14 protein-coding genes, 1 pseudogene and 1 riboswitch are annotated in these 16,131 nt (G+C 70.2%); of the genes and pseudogenes, 6 read left to right on the top strand and 9 right to left on the bottom strand.

All coding sequences use genetic code 11. The annotated features are described in order from the left end of the window. From BN4348_RS58070 to thiO, 4 genes and pseudogenes are all read right to left on the bottom strand, one after another. Nucleotides 1-162: pseudogene (locus BN4348_RS58070) on the bottom strand (SGNH/GDSL hydrolase family protein); the annotation flags it as partial. Further along, complete coding sequence (gene thiG, locus BN4348_RS58065; protein ID WP_066917618.1) at nucleotides 159-917, bottom strand: thiazole synthase; 759 nt, start codon at nucleotides 915-917, stop codon at nucleotides 159-161. The pseudogene BN4348_RS58070 and the gene thiG, both read right to left, overlap by 4 nt. Further along, nucleotides 910-1,107: a sulfur carrier protein ThiS gene (thiS, locus tag BN4348_RS58060; protein ID WP_066917617.1), complete on the bottom strand. Its 198-nt coding sequence runs from the start codon at nucleotides 1,105-1,107 to the stop codon at nucleotides 910-912. The genes thiG and thiS overlap by 8 nt, the downstream gene beginning before the upstream one ends. After that, nucleotides 1,104-2,111, bottom strand: coding sequence for a glycine oxidase ThiO (gene thiO, locus BN4348_RS58055; RefSeq protein WP_066917621.1), 1,008 nt, complete (start codon nucleotides 2,109-2,111; stop codon nucleotides 1,104-1,106). Before thiO ends, thiS begins: the two co-directional genes overlap by 4 nt. Continuing rightward, nucleotides 2,102-2,231, bottom strand: a riboswitch (TPP riboswitch). (Overlaps the previous gene by 10 nt.) Before the next feature lie 28 nt (nucleotides 2,232-2,259). Between thiO and thiE the strand changes: the two genes are divergently transcribed. After that, a complete protein-coding gene (gene thiE / locus BN4348_RS58050; protein ID WP_066917616.1) occupies nucleotides 2,260-2,928 on the top strand; it encodes a thiamine phosphate synthase in 669 nt (222 codons plus the stop codon). On the opposite strand, the gene BN4348_RS58045 is transcribed toward thiE, so the two are convergent. Next, nucleotides 2,900-3,541 carry an NUDIX hydrolase gene (locus tag BN4348_RS58045; RefSeq protein ID WP_066917615.1) on the bottom strand — a complete coding sequence of 214 codons (642 nt, stop codon included), beginning with the start codon at nucleotides 3,539-3,541 and terminating at the stop codon, nucleotides 2,900-2,902. The two genes, thiE and BN4348_RS58045, sit on opposite strands and share 29 nt — an antisense overlap. A 133-nt stretch (nucleotides 3,542-3,674) precedes the next feature. On the opposite strand from BN4348_RS58045, the gene glnX reads away from it, so the two are divergent. From glnX to BN4348_RS58030, 3 genes are read left to right on the top strand one after another with little or no spacing between them, the layout of a single operon-like run. Then, nucleotides 3,675-4,994, top strand: coding sequence for a protein kinase G-activating protein GlnX (glnX, locus tag BN4348_RS58040; protein WP_066917614.1), 1,320 nt, complete (start codon nucleotides 3,675-3,677; stop codon nucleotides 4,992-4,994). Further along, complete coding sequence (locus BN4348_RS58035; protein ID WP_084454730.1) at nucleotides 4,991-5,962, top strand: glutamate ABC transporter substrate-binding protein; 972 nt, start codon at nucleotides 4,991-4,993, stop codon at nucleotides 5,960-5,962. The genes glnX and BN4348_RS58035 overlap by 4 nt, the downstream gene beginning before the upstream one ends. Then, nucleotides 5,962-8,226 carry a serine/threonine-protein kinase PknG gene (locus BN4348_RS58030; protein ID WP_066917612.1) on the top strand — a complete coding sequence of 755 codons (2,265 nt, stop codon included), beginning with the start codon at nucleotides 5,962-5,964 and terminating at the stop codon, nucleotides 8,224-8,226. Before BN4348_RS58035 ends, BN4348_RS58030 begins: the two co-directional genes overlap by 1 nt. Before the next feature lie 76 nt (nucleotides 8,227-8,302). Here the strand turns inward: BN4348_RS58030 and BN4348_RS58025 are convergent, their stop codons facing one another. After that, entirely contained in the window at nucleotides 8,303-9,169 is an 867-nt protein-coding gene (locus BN4348_RS58025; RefSeq protein WP_066917611.1) for a DUF559 domain-containing protein, read from the bottom strand. A 186-nt stretch (nucleotides 9,170-9,355) separates the two neighbouring features. Here BN4348_RS58025 and BN4348_RS58020 point away from each other — a divergent pair, with 186 nt between their 5' ends. Together BN4348_RS58020 and BN4348_RS58015 are read left to right on the top strand one after the other, a co-directional pair. After that, nucleotides 9,356-10,681 (top strand): DUF1800 domain-containing protein, encoded by a 1,326-nt coding sequence (locus tag BN4348_RS58020; protein WP_066917610.1) that lies wholly within the window; start codon nucleotides 9,356-9,358, stop codon nucleotides 10,679-10,681. Between the two features lie 10 nt (nucleotides 10,682-10,691). Then, entirely contained in the window at nucleotides 10,692-11,873 is a 1,182-nt protein-coding gene (locus BN4348_RS58015; RefSeq protein WP_066917609.1) for a DUF1501 domain-containing protein, read from the top strand. Here the strand turns inward: BN4348_RS58015 and BN4348_RS58010 are convergent. From BN4348_RS58010 to fgd, 3 genes are read right to left on the bottom strand one after another with little or no spacing between them, the layout of a single operon-like run. Continuing rightward, nucleotides 11,862-13,016 carry an acetate kinase gene (locus tag BN4348_RS58010; protein ID WP_066917608.1) on the bottom strand — a complete coding sequence of 385 codons (1,155 nt, stop codon included), beginning with the start codon at nucleotides 13,014-13,016 and terminating at the stop codon, nucleotides 11,862-11,864. The genes BN4348_RS58015 and BN4348_RS58010 overlap by 12 nt on opposite strands. Next, complete coding sequence (gene pta / locus BN4348_RS58005) at nucleotides 13,006-15,090, bottom strand: phosphate acetyltransferase (RefSeq protein WP_066917607.1); 2,085 nt, start codon at nucleotides 15,088-15,090, stop codon at nucleotides 13,006-13,008. Before pta ends, BN4348_RS58010 begins: the two co-directional genes overlap by 11 nt. Next, complete coding sequence (gene fgd, locus BN4348_RS58000) at nucleotides 15,083-16,093, bottom strand: glucose-6-phosphate dehydrogenase (coenzyme-F420) (RefSeq protein ID WP_066917606.1); 1,011 nt, start codon at nucleotides 16,091-16,093, stop codon at nucleotides 15,083-15,085. Before fgd ends, pta begins: the two co-directional genes overlap by 8 nt. Nucleotides 16,094-16,131: the final 38 nt, after the last annotated feature.

Here is a 16,131-nt window from a genome sequence, read left to right as displayed (position 1 = left end):
GCCGGAAAAGGTGACGTCGACGAGATCGAGGTTCAGCCGTTCGGCGACCAGGTGCGGGTAGTTGCGGGCCGATCGGCCCGACCACCGCGGTGCGCCCGCCGCCCGGGGCCTGATGCCCGGGCCGGCGGCCATCGAACTGCCCAGCGCGACATAGCGCTTCATCGGTCGGGGCTGGACGCCTGGGCCCAAAACCGCTTCGGGATCCGCCCGGCGCGCCGCGCCAGATATCCGGCGGTGACGGCGGCGGCCATCGCCGCGGCCATGGCCGGCGGGTCGGCGGCGCGAGTCACCGCGGTGGCCAAAAGCACGGCGTCGCAACCCAATTCCATCGCCAGCGCGGCGTCGCTGGCGGTGCCGATGCCGGCGTCGAGCACCACTGGAACGCCCGCGCGCGCGACGATCATCTCGATGTTGTGCGGGTTGGTGATGCCCAGGCCGGTGCCGATCGGGGCGCCCAGCGGCATCACTGCCGCGCAGCCGACGTCTTCCAGGCGACGGGCCAGCGCCGGGTCGTCGTTGGTGTACGGCAGGACGACGAACCCGTCGTCGACCAATTGCTCTGCCGCCCGGACCAACTCGACCGCGTCGGGCAGCAGCGTGCGTTCGTCGGCGATCACCTCGAGCTTGACCCAGTCGGTGTTCAGCGCCTCGCGGGCCAGCTGCGCGGTGAGCACCGCGTCGGCGGCGCCGCGGCATCCCGCAGTGTTGGGCAGCGGCGTGATGCCCAGCCGGTTGAGCAGGTCCAGCAGCCCCGTCCCGCCCTCGGCATCCACCCGCCGGATCGCGACGGTCGTCAGCTCGGTCCCCGACGCGATCAGCGCCTCCTCGAGCACCGCCAGGTTCGTCGCCCCCCCGGTCCCCATGATGAGCCGCGAAGCGAAGCTGCGATCGGCGATCGCCAGTTTGGCATCAGCCACCTTGCACCGCCGTCACCACCTCGAGTCGGGCACCGTCGAATAATGTTGTGGCCCACTGCGAACGCGGCAGTACCGCCAGGTCCATCGCCACCGCGATGCCCCGGTCGGGAAAACCCAGCGACTCCAGCAATGCGGCGACGGTGGTCCGCTCGTCGACCTCGACCCGTTGCTCGTTGACCGTGACGATCATGAGCGGGCTCCGACCGGGACCAGTTCGGACACAATCTGTTCGGCGGTCCACGGCGCCAGCAGGAACCCGGATCGGCCGTGGCCGGCGGCGACCAGGGTGCGCGCGTCCAGGCGTTGCACGATGGGCAGATTGTCGGGTGTCATCGGCCGCAGCCCGGCGGCGCACTCGGCCAGTTCGTACTCCCCCAGCGCCGGCAGCACCGTGCAAGCGTCGTCGAGCAGGTCACGCACCCCCGACACCACCGGCGCCGTGTCGCGTCCGTGCTCGTATTGGGTGGCGCCGACGACCACCCCGTCCGGGCGCGGCACCAGGTACACCTGGCGTCCGTGCACGCGGGCGCGAATCACCCTGCCCAGCAACGGCATACACCCCTTCCTCCAGCGCAGCCGGAGCACCTCGCCCTTCACCGGGCGCACCGGCAGGCCGGGCCACAGCGTGGGCGCGTCGATGCCGTTGGCGATCACCACCGCGTCCGCCTCCACCCGCGCGAGGTCGTTCACCGGCCCGGCCCACCGCACCTCCAGGCGTTCGCAGGCCGCGCCCAGCGCGTCGAGCACCGCACGGTTGTCCACGGCCAGTTCGGTGGGCGCCCGGAAACCATGCCGGATGCCTTGGGCCAGCAGGGGTTCCACGTCGCGCGCGGCCGACTCCCAGACCACCGGGTGCCCCTGCTCCGACAACCAGTCGGCGACGGTGCGCAGGTCCGCGACGTCGGCCCGGTCCACGGCCACCACCAGCGACTCGCGGGCGGTGACCACGCCCGGCGGCAGCCCGTCCATATAGCCGCCCTCGCGCCACAGCCGCAGCGATTCCAGGCCCAGCCGCAGCAACCGCTCCTCGCCCGGCCAGCCCTCGCTGTGCGGGGCGAGCATGCCGCCCGCGACCCAGGACGCGCCCGCGTCGCCGGTGCGATGCACCCGCACCGACCAGCCGGCCTGCGCGGCCCGGCGCGCCACCGACAGCCCGATGACCCCGCCGCCTACCACGGCGAGTGAATGTGGCATCTGCTGCTCCCTTCGCCGGCATGACCCGGATCAGGTGTGACGGTAAGGGCAGGTCTAGTTGTTTCTGGCTGTGCCCACTCTCAGCCCCGCCGGTAACCCGGGGCTCCCGTGCTCTTCGGGGTCCACGCTAGCGCGATACCGTCGCGCTGTGCACCAACCGGCTGCCCGTCTCGCCGCGGCGAGGCTGTATCTGTGTACCGACGCCCGCCGTGAGCTGGGCGACCTGGCCGAGTTCGCCGACGCCGCCCTGGCCGGCGGGGTCGACATCGTCCAGCTGCGCGACAAGGGGTCGGTCGGTGAGCGGCAGTTCGGGCCGCTCGAGGCGCGCGACGAGCTGGCCGCGTGCGAGATCCTCGCCGAGGCGGCGCGCCGCCACGGCGCCCTGTTCGCGGTCAACGACCGCGCCGACATCGCCCGCGCGTCCGGCGCCGACGTGCTGCACCTGGGCCAACGCGACCTGCCGCTGAGCGTGGCGCGCGAGATCGTCGGGCCGGACACGGTGATCGGGCTGTCCAGCCACGACCCCGACCAGGCGGCGGCCGCCGAGTCCGCGGCCGACTATTTCTGCGTCGGGCCGTGCTGGCCCACCCCGACGAAGCCGGGTCGCCCCGCGCCGGGCCTGGCATTGGTGCGAGCAGTCGCCGCACTCGCCACCGGCAAGCCGTGGTTCGCGATCGGCGGCATCGACACCGATCGGCTGCCCGACGTGCTCGACGCCGGCGCGCGACGAATCGTGGTGGTGCGGGCCATCACCGCGGCCGCCGATCCGCGGGCGGCCGCGCAACGGCTCAGGTCGGCGCTTGCAGCAGCGAGCTGATCCGCCGGCTCAGCTGCGACGGCTCCTGGTCGGCCTGCAGGGGATTGCCCGGCATGCACCACACGAACACGCCGGCCTCGATCTCGAGCGTGCGCGGCAGGTGTCGGCGCCGTTGGTCGCCGTGCTCCAGGGGCACCAGCGCCGGCGCGGTCCGCAGCCGCTGCCAGCTCGCCGCGAAACCGGGATGCAGCGGCAGGTTGGCCACCTCGCTCTCGGCGACCCAGCGCATCTCGGCGCTTTCCCGGTTGGGCACGGTCTGCAGCAGCTCGGCCGCGTCGGCGACGACGGTCGTGTAGCTCCAGCGCGTGCCGCCGATGCCGGAAACCTCGGCGGTGACGACCGTGGCCCGGACGGAGAGCAGGTCGGCCAGCAGGCCGGCCTCCTCATGCGCCTCGCGGACCGCGGTTTGCTCCGGGGTCTCGTGGCTGTCCCGGGCGCCGCCGGGCAAACCCCAGGTGCCGCCCTGGTGGCTCCACACCGCCCGGTGCTGCAGCAGCACCGCGGGTGTGCCGTCGGGGCCCGGGGCGCGCAACAACAGGCCGGCCGCGCCGTAGCGGCCCCAGTAATGAGCGCCGTTGTCGGATACCACCCATCCGTCACCGTCGCCGTGCACGAGATCAGGATATGCAGGCAATCGGCTCGGTCAATCGGGTCGCCTCCCCCCATCCGGGCGAACATGCTCTTAGAATTCGCTTATTCGGGTTGGTGCGGCGAAATTTGGGGCCGAAAGATGAGGCTGAGCAGACGTGACGGTTGAGCTGGCGCACCCGTCGACCGAGCCGAAGGGGTCGCGGTCTCCGGCCGAACCGGCCCATCCCCGCTGGTGGTTCGTCTCCACGACGCCGGGGCGGATCCTGACCATCGGGATCGTGCTGGCCGCCCTCGGCGTATCCAGCGCCTTCGCCACCTCGACGACGATCAACCACCGGCAGCAGGTGCTGTCCACGGTGCTCAACCACACCGAGCCGCTGTCGTTCGCCGCCGGGCGGCTTTACACCACGCTGTCGGTGGCCGACGCGGCGGCGGCCACCGCGTTCATCGCCCAGGCCGAGCCGCGCCCGGTCCGGCTGCGCTACGAGCAGGCCATCACGGACGCCTCTGTGGCCGTGACCCGGGCGTCGAGCGGGCTGACCGACGAGCCGCTGGTGCAGTTGCTGGGCCGGCTCAACGCCGAATTGGCGGTCTACACCGGGCTGATCGAAATCGCGCGGACCAACAATCGGGAGGGCAACCCGGTCGGGTCGTCGTATCTGTCGGAGGCCTCGGGGCTGATGCAGTCGAGGATCCTGCCGGACGCCGCGCAGCTGTACCAGGCGACGTCGGACCGGGTGGACAGCGAAACCACCGCGTCCACGCATTTCCCTGCCCCGGTGATCCTCGTCGTCGCCAGCACGGTGGTGTTCGGCGCGTTCTCCCATCGCTGGCTGGCCCGGCGCACCAGGCGGCGGATCAACCCGGGGCTGGTCGTGGGCGCCCTAGGTATCCTCGTCATGGTGGTATGGGTCGGGACCGCGCTCACCATCTCGACGACCGCGAGTCGTAGCGCCAAGGACACCGCCGCGGAGTCGCTGCGGACCGTCACCAACGTCGCCATCACCGCGCAGCAGGCGCGGGCCGACGAGACGCTGTCGCTGATCCGCCGCGGCGACGAAGAGATGCGCAAGCAGTCGTTCTACGATCGCATCGACTCCATGCACTCCCAGCTCGAGCAGTACCTGTCGCGCAGCGACGCCGTCGACAAGCCCGACCTGCAGGGCGCCGATCAGCTGCTGCTGCGCTGGCGGCAGGCCAACGACCGGATCAACTCCTACATCTCGGTGGGCAACTACCGGGCGGCCACCCAGGTCGCGCTGGGCAGCGGCGAGGACGACTCGACCCCGGCCTTCGACAAGCTCGAGGACGAGTTGGGCAAGGCGATGGACCAGAGCCGCACCCACCTGCGCAACGACGTGCTCAACGCGCGCAGCGGGCTGTCGGGCGCCCAGGTGGGCGGCGTCGTGCTCAGCCTCGGCGCCGCGATCGCCGTCGCGCTGGGCCTGTGGCCCCGGCTGAAGGAGTATCGATGATGGCGCGCCTACGCGCCTGTCTGGGGGCACTCGCCGCGGCCGTCACGCTGGCGGGCTGCGGCCACACCGAAACGCTGACCGTGGCCACCGTGCCGACGCTGCCGCCGCCCACGCCGGTCGGCATGGAGCAGCTGCCGCCGCAGCCGCCGGTGCCGCCCGACGACCCCAGCCAGGGCTGCAACGCGACCGCCAGCCTGCGGCCGTTCGCAACCAAGGCCGAGGCCGACGCCGCCGTCGCCGACATCCGCGCCCGCGGCAGGCTGATCGTCGGCCTCGACATCGGCAGCAACCTGTTCAGCTTCCGCGACCCGATCACCGGCGAGATCACCGGCTTCGACGTCGACATCGCCGGCGAGATCGCGCGCGACATCTTCGGCGCCCCGTCGCACGTCGAGTACCGGATCCTGTCGGCCGAGGAGCGCGTCACCGCGCTGCAGCGCTCGGAGGTCGACGTCGTGGTCAAGACCATGACCATCACCTGTGATCGGCGCAAGCTGGTCAACTTCTCCACCGTCTACCTCGACGCCAACCAGCGCATCCTGGCGCCGCGGGACTCGCCGATCGCCAAGGTGGCCGACCTGTCGGGCAAGCGCGTCTGCGTGGCCAGGGGCACCACGTCGCTGCACCGGATCCGGCAGATCGACCCGCCGCCCGTCGTCGTGTCGGTGGTGAACTGGGCCGACTGCCTGGTTGCCATGCAGCAACGGGAGATCGACGCCGTCAGCACCGACGACTCGATCCTGGCCGGGCTGGTGGAGGAGGACCCCTACCTGCACATCGTGGGGCCGAACATGGCCACGCAGCCCTACGGCATCGGCGTCAACCTGAACAACACCGGCCTGGTCCGGTTCGTCAACGGCACGCTGGAACGCATCCGCCGGGACGGCACGTGGAACACGTTGTACCGCAAATGGTTGACGGTTCTCGGTCCCGCGCCCGCTCCGCCAACGCCGAGGTACGTGGACTGATGGCCGAGAACCACTTCGAGGATTCCGAGGACCAGCCGCCCGAGGTGCAGACCGGTTCCCAGGCCATTTCGGAGGCGGAGTCGCGGCCGCAGGCCACCCAGGCTCTGTTCCGTCCCGACTTCGACGACGATGACGACGACTTCCTCATCCCCGGGATCGACACCGACGCGCCGGAACGGATGACGGTGGCCACGCGGGTGCTCCCGCCGACGCGGCAGCTCGGCGGTGGCCTGGTCGAGATCCCGCGGGTGCGGGACATCGATCCGCTCGAGGCCCTGATGACCAACCCGGTGGTGCCGGAGTCCAAGCGCTTCTGCTGGAACTGCGGGAAGCCGGTCGGCCGGTCGGGCGCCGAGGGTAAGGGCGAGTCGGAGGGCTGGTGCCCGTCCTGCGGCAGCCCGTATTCCTTCCTGCCGCAACTGAATCCGGGAGACATCGTCGCCGGGCAGTACGAGGTCAAGGGCTGCATCGCGCACGGCGGGCTGGGTTGGGTCTACCTGGCACTCGACCACAACGTCAACGACCGCCCGGTGGTGCTCAAGGGCTTGGTGCATTCCGGTGACGCCGAGGCGCAGGCCATCGCCATGGCCGAGCGGCAGTTCCTCGCCGAGGTGGTTCACCCGCAGATCGTGCAGATCTTCAACTTCGTCGAGCACACGGACGCCCACGGGGCCCCGGTCGGCTACATCGTCATGGAGTACATCGGCGGGCAGTCGCTCAAGCGGGCCCTCAAGGACGGCAAATCCGAGAAACTGCCCGTCGCCGAGGCGATCGCCTACCTGCTGGAGATCCTGCCCGCGCTGACCTACCTGCACTCCATCGGCCTGGTCTACAACGACCTGAAGCCGGAGAACATCATGCTCACCGAGGAGCAACTCAAGCTCATCGACCTGGGCGCGGTGTCGCGGATCAATTCGTTCGGATACCTTTACGGCACACCGGGTTTCCAGGCGCCGGAGATCGTGCGGACCGGCCCGACGATCGCCACCGACATCTACACGGTGGGGCGCACGCTGGCGGCGCTGACGCTGAACCTGCGCACCCGCAACGGCCGCTATGTGGACGGCCTGCCGGACGACGATCCGGTGCTGAAGAACTACGACTCGTTCGGCCGGCTGTTGCGGCGCGCCACCGACCCGGACCCGCGGCGCCGGTTCTCCACGGCCGACGAGATGTCCGCCCAGTTGATGGGCGTGCTGCGCGAGGTGGTCGCCCAGGACACCGGGATACCGAGACCCGGCCTGTCCACGGTCTTTTCGCCGAGCCGCTCGACGTTCGGCGTGGACCTGCTCGTCGCGCACACCGACGTGTACCTGGACGGGCAGGTGCACTCGGAGAAGCTGACCGCCCGGGAGATCGTGACCGCGCTGCCGGTGCCGCTGGTCGACCCGGCCGACGTCGCCGCGCCCGTGCTGCAGGCCACGGTGCTGTCCCAGCCGGTGCAGACGCTGGACTCGTTGCGCGCGGCCCGCCACGGCTCGCTGGACGCCGACGGCATCGAGGTGGGCGAGTCGATCGAGCTGCCGCTGATGGAGGTCCGCGCGCTGCTGGACCTCGGGGATGTGGCCAAGGCCACCCGCAAGCTCGACGACCTGGCCGAGCGGGTCGGCTGGCGGTGGCGGTTGGTGTGGTATCGGGCCGTGGCCGAGCTGCTCACCGGCGACTACGACTCCGCCACAAAGCATTTCACCGAGGTGCTGGACACCTTCCCCGGCGAGCTCGGGCCCAAGCTGGCGCTGGCGGCCACGGCCGAGCTCGCCGGCAACACCGACGAGCACAAGTTCTACCAGACCGTGTGGAAGACCAACGACGGCGTGATCTCAGCGGCTTTCGGGCTCGCCCGATCCCTATCGGCCGAAGGCGATCGCGAGGCCGCGGTGAGCACCCTGGACGAGGTGCCGCCCACCTCAAGGCATTTCACCACCGCGCGGCTGACCAGCGCGGTGACCCTGATGTCCGGCCGGTCGGCGGCCGAAATCACCGAGGAGCAGATCCGCGACGCGGCCCGCCGGGTGGAGGCGCTGCCGCCGACCGAACCGCGCGTGCTGCAGATCCGCGCCCTGGTGCTCGGCGGCGCGATGGACTGGCTGCAGGACAACGAGGCCAGCACCAACCACATCCTCGGCTTCCCGTTTACCGAACACGGCCTGCGGCTGGGTGTCGAAGCGTCGTTGCGCAGCCTGGCCCGCGTCGCGCCCACGCAACGGCACCGCTACACGCTGGTGGACATGGCGAACAAGGTGCGCCCGACGAGCACGTTCTGATTCGTCCGTCGCGTGTGAATCCTGGCCGGCGAGTGTGCATTCAGGGCGGGAAAATCGCCCAGACCCCGCCGCCAGCTCACACCCGAAGCCCCCAACGCACACTCGACTCCTCTAACGCGGAGCGGACCCGGTGGACGATGTTGGCGGGGCGGTCCTCCGCCACGACCCGGACGACGATCCAGCCCATCCGCTCCAGCGCCTCCTGCCGCCGAATGTCTTTGACGTATTGCCGTCGGTCGGTCCGGTGTTGGTCGCCGTCGTATTCGACCGCGACCAGCTGCTCCTCCCAGCCCATATCGAGGTAAGCGAAGGGAATGCCATCTTCGGCGAGCACCGGGATCTGTGTTTGGGGCCGAGGCAGGCCCGCGTCGATGAGCAGCAACCGCAGGTAGCTCTCGCGCGGCGATTGCGATCCGGGGTCGACCAGTTCCAGCGCGACCTCCAGTCGCCGCAGGCCCGGCGAGTGCGGATGCCGCTTCGCGATGCCCACCACGTCGTCGGCTTTGAAACCCGTTGCCCGCGCGAGCGCGTCCAGCCGCACGACGGCGGAGCGGATGGCGCCGCGGCGGCCGATGTCGAAGGCCGTCCGCTCGGGGGTGGTCACGGTGCGCCGGTCCATCACCTGCGTCTCGCCCTCGAGCAGCCCATCGCGCCGCGTCAGCACGCCGCGAGGCGGGCGGGTGTTGACGTGATTGAGCTCGACCGGAACATCGTCCGGAATCCACTTCGAGCCGTGTAAGGCCGCGGCGGCCGCGCCCATGATCGTCGCCGTCCGCCCCGACCACAGCCACGCCGCGAAGATGCGCAGCTGGAGCGAGACATCGACCTCCCTGGCCAGGTAGACGTTCGGGAAGACAGCACGATAGCGCGTCCGCAGTTGATGGCGGCTCAACGCCCCGGACGCCAATGCCTCGCTGCCGATGAACGGTTCCCCCGGTTCCATGCCGGAACGGTCGCACGCCGATCACGATCCGCGTCCCCCGCTATCCACAGGGCGGTTGAGTGTGAACTGGCGGCTTTGCGTGTGCGCTCAGGGCGGGAAATCGCCGAAATCCCGCCACCAGTTCACACGCAAAGATGTGGGTACACGCACAGCGAAAACATAGGTTCGTGTCGCACAGTTAAACCCATGCCGGGGGAGTCGACGCGGTGGATCAGCACCGCCCGCGGGCTGCGTCGGGCCGGGTTCGGGGTGACCGGACCCGAGGTCGACGCGGCCCTGGCCCGGGACTGGCCGAGCCACGTCGACGCCATGCTGGGCACCAAGCCCGACGCGGACCCGGGCGCAATCGCCACCCCGATGCCCTCCCTGGAGGCGCCGCGCGCCCCTGGCAAGGGCGCGACACCGGCGGCGCGCAAGCAATACAACGGTCAGCTCTCCGAGCAACAGCGCGTGCTGTCCGACTGGTGGCTGGGCCGCATGGTCAGCGTCGGCCAGCCGATCCACGAGAAGTTGACTTTGTTGTGGCACAACCACTTTGCCACCTCGGCGCAGAAGGTAAGGGTGGCGGCGTACATGGCCGCGCAAAACCGGAAGCTGCGCGCCGGAGCGCTGGGCGACTTCCGCGCGCTGGCCTACGCGATGCTGACCGACGCCGCGATGTTGCGCTGGCTGGACGGCCAGACCAATACGGCCAACGCCCCCAACGAGAACCTCGCCCGCGAATTCATGGAGCTGTTCGCGCTCGGTCACGGCAACGGCTACACCGAGGACGACGTGCGCGCCGGCGCGCGGGCGCTGACCGGATGGGTGATCGGCGCCAACGGACAACCGACGGTGCTCGCGAGACGCCATGACGCGGGCGCCAAGACGCTGTTCGGCAGGACCCAGAACTTCGACGCCGCCGGATTTTGCGACGCCGTGCTGAGCCAGCCCAAGTCGGCGGAGTATGTCGCGGGACGCCTGTGGCAACAATTGGCTTCGGACGACCCGCCGTCGCCGCAGGCGCTCGGCCGCCTGGTCGCCGCGTACGGCCCGCGACGCGACCTGCGGGCACTGACCCGGGCGATCCTCACCGACGACGAGTTCACCTCGGGCCGAGGCGCCCGAAACAGCCGGGTCAACACCCCGGTCGAGTGGCTGGTCGGCGTGATGCGTGCGCTGCGGGTTCCGCCGACGACGCCGGCGCACCGCAAGCTCGCCGAGGCGACGTTGCGCGGGCTGGGGCAGCGACCGTTCTACCCACCGAGCGTCGGCGGATGGCCGCGCGGCCAGGTGTGGCTGTCCACCGCGAGCGCGCAGACCAGGCTTCGCGCCGCGACCCTGCTGGCAAAGGTCGGTGACCTGTCGGGCGTCGAAAGCGCCACCCCGGGGGACCGCATCGACGCGGTCGGCTACCTGATCGGGGTGGGGGCGTGGTCGGACCGGACCGCCGACGCGCTGCAGCCCCTGGTGCGCAGACCGCCGCAGTTGGTCGCCGCCGCCGTCAACTCCCCCGAATACCTGACCTCCTGAGGGACCGCCGATGCCCGAGATCAACCGCCGCAAATTCCTGATCGCCAGCGCGGGCGTGGGCGCGGCCGGCCTGCTGTCGACGGCGGTGGCGGTCGACTGGCCCGACCTCATGCGCGCCGCGCGGGACCGCCCGCTGCCCGACGGCGCCGGCGTGCTGGTGATCGCCACGCTTTACGGCGGCAACGACGGTATCAACACGCTGATCCCCTACGGCGACAACGCGTATCACGACGCGCGGCCCGAACTCGCCTACCCGCCGGGTGAGGTTATCCACCTCGACGAGCGGCTCGGGCTCAACCCGGCGATGAAGGGTCTGGCCCAGCTGTGGAACCAGCGCCGACTCGCCATCGTCCGCGGCGTCGGCTATCCCAAGCCCGACCACAGCCACTTCCGGTCCATGGACATCTGGCAGACGGCGTCGCCGGCCGAGCCGGTCTCGACCGGCTGGATCGGCCGCTGGCTCGACGCCACCGGCGACGATCCCTTGCGCGCGGTCAACATCGGGCCCGTCCTGCCGCCGCTGGCCGTCGGCGAAAAGCGCACCGCGGCGGCGCTTTCCCCCGCGCAGGTCCCGCCCGGGGACGGCCTCGACGCGATCATGGGAGCGCTCGGTGCCGACGACCCCGACGACACCCCGGCGATGGCGGCGGTGTGCAAGGCCTATCGCGCCGCGCAGACCGTCAGCAAGACATTCGATTCGGTGAAACCACCCGTCCACCAGGCCAATTCGCTGTCCACACAGCTGAGCGCGGTGGCCGAGGCGGTGAAGGCCCGGGTGCCGACGCGGGTGTACACGGTGCAACTGGGCGGATTCGACACCCACGCCGGCGAACGCAATACGCAGCAACGCCTGCTGCAGACGTTCGACCAGGCGGTCACCGCCTTCCTGCAGCAGGTGGCCGGTGCGAACGTGGTCGTGATGGCGTACTCGGAGTTCGGGCGCCGGGTGCACGCCAACGCCTCCCAGGGCACCGACCACGGCACCGCCGGCCCGGTCTTCGTCGCGGGCGCGCAAGTGAAGGGCGGCTTCTACGGCGAGGAGCCCAGCCTCACCGATCTCGACAACGGAGACCTGAAGTACACCACCGACTTTCGCGACGTCTACCACGAGGTGCTGGCGCGAACGGTGGGGGCCGATCCCACCCCGTCGGTCGGGCCGGGACGAAGCAGCCTTGGATTCCTAACCGCTTAACGCGCCGACGCAGTCGCGGGCGATGGCCAGTTCCTCGTTGGTCGGTATCACCAGCACCACGATGGGCGATCCGTCGGCGGATATCTGCCGTGGGCCCCGGCTCCCGCTGAGGTTGCGGCGCTGGTCGAGCACGATGCCCAGCTCCTCCAGGCCGGCCACCGCGTCACGGCGCACGGCCGGATCATTCTCGCCGATCCCGGCGGTGAAGCTGATGACATCGGTGTGCCCCAGCACCGCCAGGTAGGCGCCGATGTACTTGCGCAGCCGGTGAATGAACACGCTGTAGGCCAATTGCGCTGCGCCATCGCCCGATTCGATCATCTCCCGCAGCCTTCGGAAGTCGCGCTCGCCGGACAGGCCCAGCACCCCGGACCGTTCGTTGAGCATGGCCTCGACGTCGTCGACGCCCATGTCCGCCCGGTGCCATAGGTAGCTGACGATGCTCGGGTCGATGTCACCGCTGCGGGTGCCCATGACCAGGCCCTCCAGCGGCGTCAGGCCCATGGACGTGTCGATCGGCCGGGTGCCGGCGATCGCGGACGCCGAGGAACCGTTACCCAGATGCAGCACAATCTGTTTCAGGCCGCCGATTGGCCGGTCCAGGAAGGCGGCGGCCTGCTCGCTGACGTAACGGTGCGACGTGCCGTGAAATCCATAGCGCCGGATCTGCCACCGCTCGGCCAGCTGACGGTCGATCGCGTAGGTCGCCGCCGCGGGCGGCATGTCGTGGAAGAACGCCGTGTCGAACACCGCCACGTGGGGCACGTCGGGCAGCAGCTTGCGCGCCACCTCGATTCCTTTGAGCGCGGGCGGGTTGTGCAGCGGCGCCAACTCGGACAGCTTCTCGAGGGCGGCGACGCGCGCGTCGTCCATCAGCGTCGGCCGATAGAACTCGTTGCCGCCGTGCACTACCCGGTGCCCGACCGCGGCGAGCCCACAGGCCCGCAGGTCGATGCCGTCCTGCGCCAATTCGTCGAACGCGCGGTGCAGCGCCGCGGCGTGGTCGGGTACCGACGAGGCGTCCTCCCCGATCCGCTCGATGTGGCCGGACGCGCGCGCTTCACCCGAATAGGGCTCGACCAGCTGGAATTTCAGGGACGACGAGCCGGAGTTGATCACCAGCACGAGGCGGTTACCGGCCATGGACGCCCTGCGCCTGGATCGCGGTGATGGCAACGGTGTTCACGATGTCCTCGACCGTCGCGCCGCGGGACAGGTCGTTGACCGGTTTGCGCAACCCCTGCAGCACCGGTCCGATCGCGATCGCCCCGGCGCTGCGCTGCACCGCCTTGTAGGTGTTGTTGCCGGTGTTGAGGTCGGGGAAGATCAGCACCGTGGCGCGCCCGGCCACCGCGGAATCGCGCAGCTTGGTGGCCGCGACGGACGGCTCGATGGCGGCGTCGTACTGGATGGGACCCTCGACCAGTAGCTTCGGATCGCGTCGTCGCACCAGATCCGTTGCCGTCCTGACCTTTTCGACATCGGCGCCCGCACCGGAATCGCCGGTGGAGTAGGACAGCATGGCCACCCGCGGCTCGATGCCGAACTGCGCGGCGGTGCGCGCGGAGCTGATCGCGATGTCGGCGAGCTGCTCGGACGTCGGATTCGGGATGATCGCGCAGTCGCCGTAGACCAGCACCCGGTCGGGCAGGCACATGAAGAAGACGCTGGAGACGGTGGACACATCGGGAACGGTCTTGATGACCTCGAAGGCGGGCCGAACGGTGTGCGCCGTGGTGTGGGCCGCGCCCGAGACCATGCCGTCGACCGTCCCGTTGTGGACCAGCATGGTGCCGAAATACGTTCCATCGCGCATGATCTCGCGGGCGTGCTCGACGGTGATTCCCTTCGCCTTTCGAAGCTCGGCGTACTGTTCGGCGAACTTCTCACGCAGCTCGCTGCTCAGCGGATCGATCACCGTTGCGCCGTCCAGGTTCACCCCGAGCTCCGACGAACGGAGCCGGATCTGGGCTTCGTCGCCCAGGATGGTCAGGTCGGCGACACCGCGCTGCAGCAGGCGGCCCGCCGACTTGAGGATGCGATCGTCGTCGCCCTCGGGAAGAACGATGTGTTTGCGATCCGCGCGGGCGCGCAGCCGCAGCTGGTAGGTGAACATCTGCGGGGTGATTACGGTCGGGATCGAAATGGCAAGCTGCGTCAGGAGATCCGCGATATCGACGTGGCGGTCCATCAGCTCGAGCGCGGTGTCGATCTTGCGCTGCGACATCGCGGTGACCCGGCCGCGCGCCGAGGCGGCCGCGCTGGCGGCGTCGTAGGTGCCCAGCGCGGTGGCGATGATGGGCAGGCGCAGCCGCAGGCCGCTCACCAGGGCCGCGATCGAGGGATGCAGCTCGAACCCGCCGTTGAGCACCAGGCACGACAGCGAGGGAAACCCCTCCGCCGCATGGGCACTGGCGACGGCGAGCACCACGTCGGAGCGGTCGCCGGGGGTGATCACCGCCATGCCGTCGCTCAGCCGTTCCAGCACATGGTCGGCGGTCATCCCGGCGACCAGCACGGCCATCACCTCGCGTTCCCGCAGCGACGCCTCACCGCTGACCGGCGTCCCGCCCACGGCCGTCTCCAGTTCGGCCACCGTGGGCGCCGACAGCAGCGGCTCCTCGGGCAGCACGTAGCTGCGCTGGGCGAACGCACGCAACGCCTGAGCGACGTCCGCCAGCCGTGCCGGATCGCACCGGTTGGCCACCACCGCCGCGGTGTGGGCGTGCTGGGCGGTCAGCTCGGCCAGGCACACCTCGACGACGCCGGCCACCTCCGTAGCGGTCCGGCCTTTGCCGCTCACGGCCAGCAGCACCGGCGCGCCGAGGTTCGCCGCGATCCGCGCGTTGACCGAGAGCTCGGCGGGCCGGGTGACGTCCGTGTAGTCGCTGCCGACGATCACCACCACGTCGCAGGCCTGCGCAATCGCGTGATACGAGTCGACGATGCCGGCGATCGCGGCGTCGGTGTCGGCGTGCAGCTGCTGGTAGGTCACGCCGACGCACTGGTCGTAGGACAACCCCGCGCTGGTGTGCGCCAGCAGCAATTCCAGGATGTAGTCGCGGCCCTTGCCGTCGGGAGCCCGGGTGATCGGGCGGAACACGCCGACCCTGGCGACCGTGGCGGTCAGCCGGTGCAGCAGCCCCAGCGCGATCGTCGACTTGCCGGTCTCCGGCTCGGGAGCGGCAATGTAGATCGCTGAGGGTGGTTCAGGCAAGTCGCCGCAGCCTGGGCGCCAGGTCCTTTTCGAAGAGCTCCAGGAACCGGCGCTGGTCGTGGCCCGGCGCGTGGAACACCAGGTGGTTGAGGCCCCACGCCACGTACTGACCGACCTTTTCGACGGCCTCGTCGGGATCGGACGCGACGATCCAGCGCTTGGCCACCTGCTCGATCGGCAGCGCGTCGGCGGCCTTCTCCATCTCGATCGGGTCGTCGATGCTGTGCTTCTGCTCGGCGGTCAGCGACAGCGGCGCCCAGAACCGGGTGTTCTCCAGCGCCAGGTCGGGGTCCGGGTCGTAGGAGATCTTGATCTCGATCATCTTGTCGACGTCGTCGACGTTGCGCTCGGCGGCCGCCGCGCCTTCGGCCACCGCCGGCATCAGCTTGTCCTTGTACAGCTCCTCGCCCTTGCCGGAGGTGCAGATGAACCCGTCGCCGGCGCGCCCGGCATATTTGGCGACCGCCGGGCCGCCGGCCGCGATGTAGATGGGGACGCCCCCCTCGGGCACGTCGTAGATGGAGGCGCCCTTGAGCCGGTAGTACTCGCCGTCGAAGTCGACGCGGTCGCCGCGCCACAGCTCGCGCATCAGCCGCACCGACTCGCGCAGCCGGGCGAACCGTTCCTTGAACTCCGGCCAGTCGCCCTCGTACCCGGTGGCGATCTCGTTGAGGGCCTCACCGGTGCCGACCCCGAGGAAGATCCGGTCCGGGTACAGGCAGGCCATGGTGGCGAAGGCCTGCGCGATGACGGCCGGGTTGTAGCGGAAGGTCGGCGTGAGCACCGAGGTGCCCAGCACGATCCGCTTGGTGCGTTCGCCGACGGCGGTCATCCAGGCCAGCGAGAACGGGGCGTGCCCGCCCTCGTGCCGCCACGGCTGGAAGTGGTCACTGACGGTTGCGCTGTCCATGCCGTGACCTTCGGCGGCGACAGCCAGTTCGACGAGCTCGCGCGGTGCGAATTGTTCAGTGGACGCTTTGTATCCGAGTTTCAGTTCAGCCACGGCTTATTTCTACTCCTCGTCGGGTCGCCCCTACACTC

Source organism: Mycobacterium interjectum (genome assembly GCF_900078675.2).
GTDB lineage: Bacteria > Actinomycetota > Actinomycetes > Mycobacteriales > Mycobacteriaceae > Mycobacterium > Mycobacterium interjectum.
The sequence above is the reverse complement of the archived record's forward strand: the minus strand, read 5'-3'. Positions and strand labels throughout refer to the sequence as shown.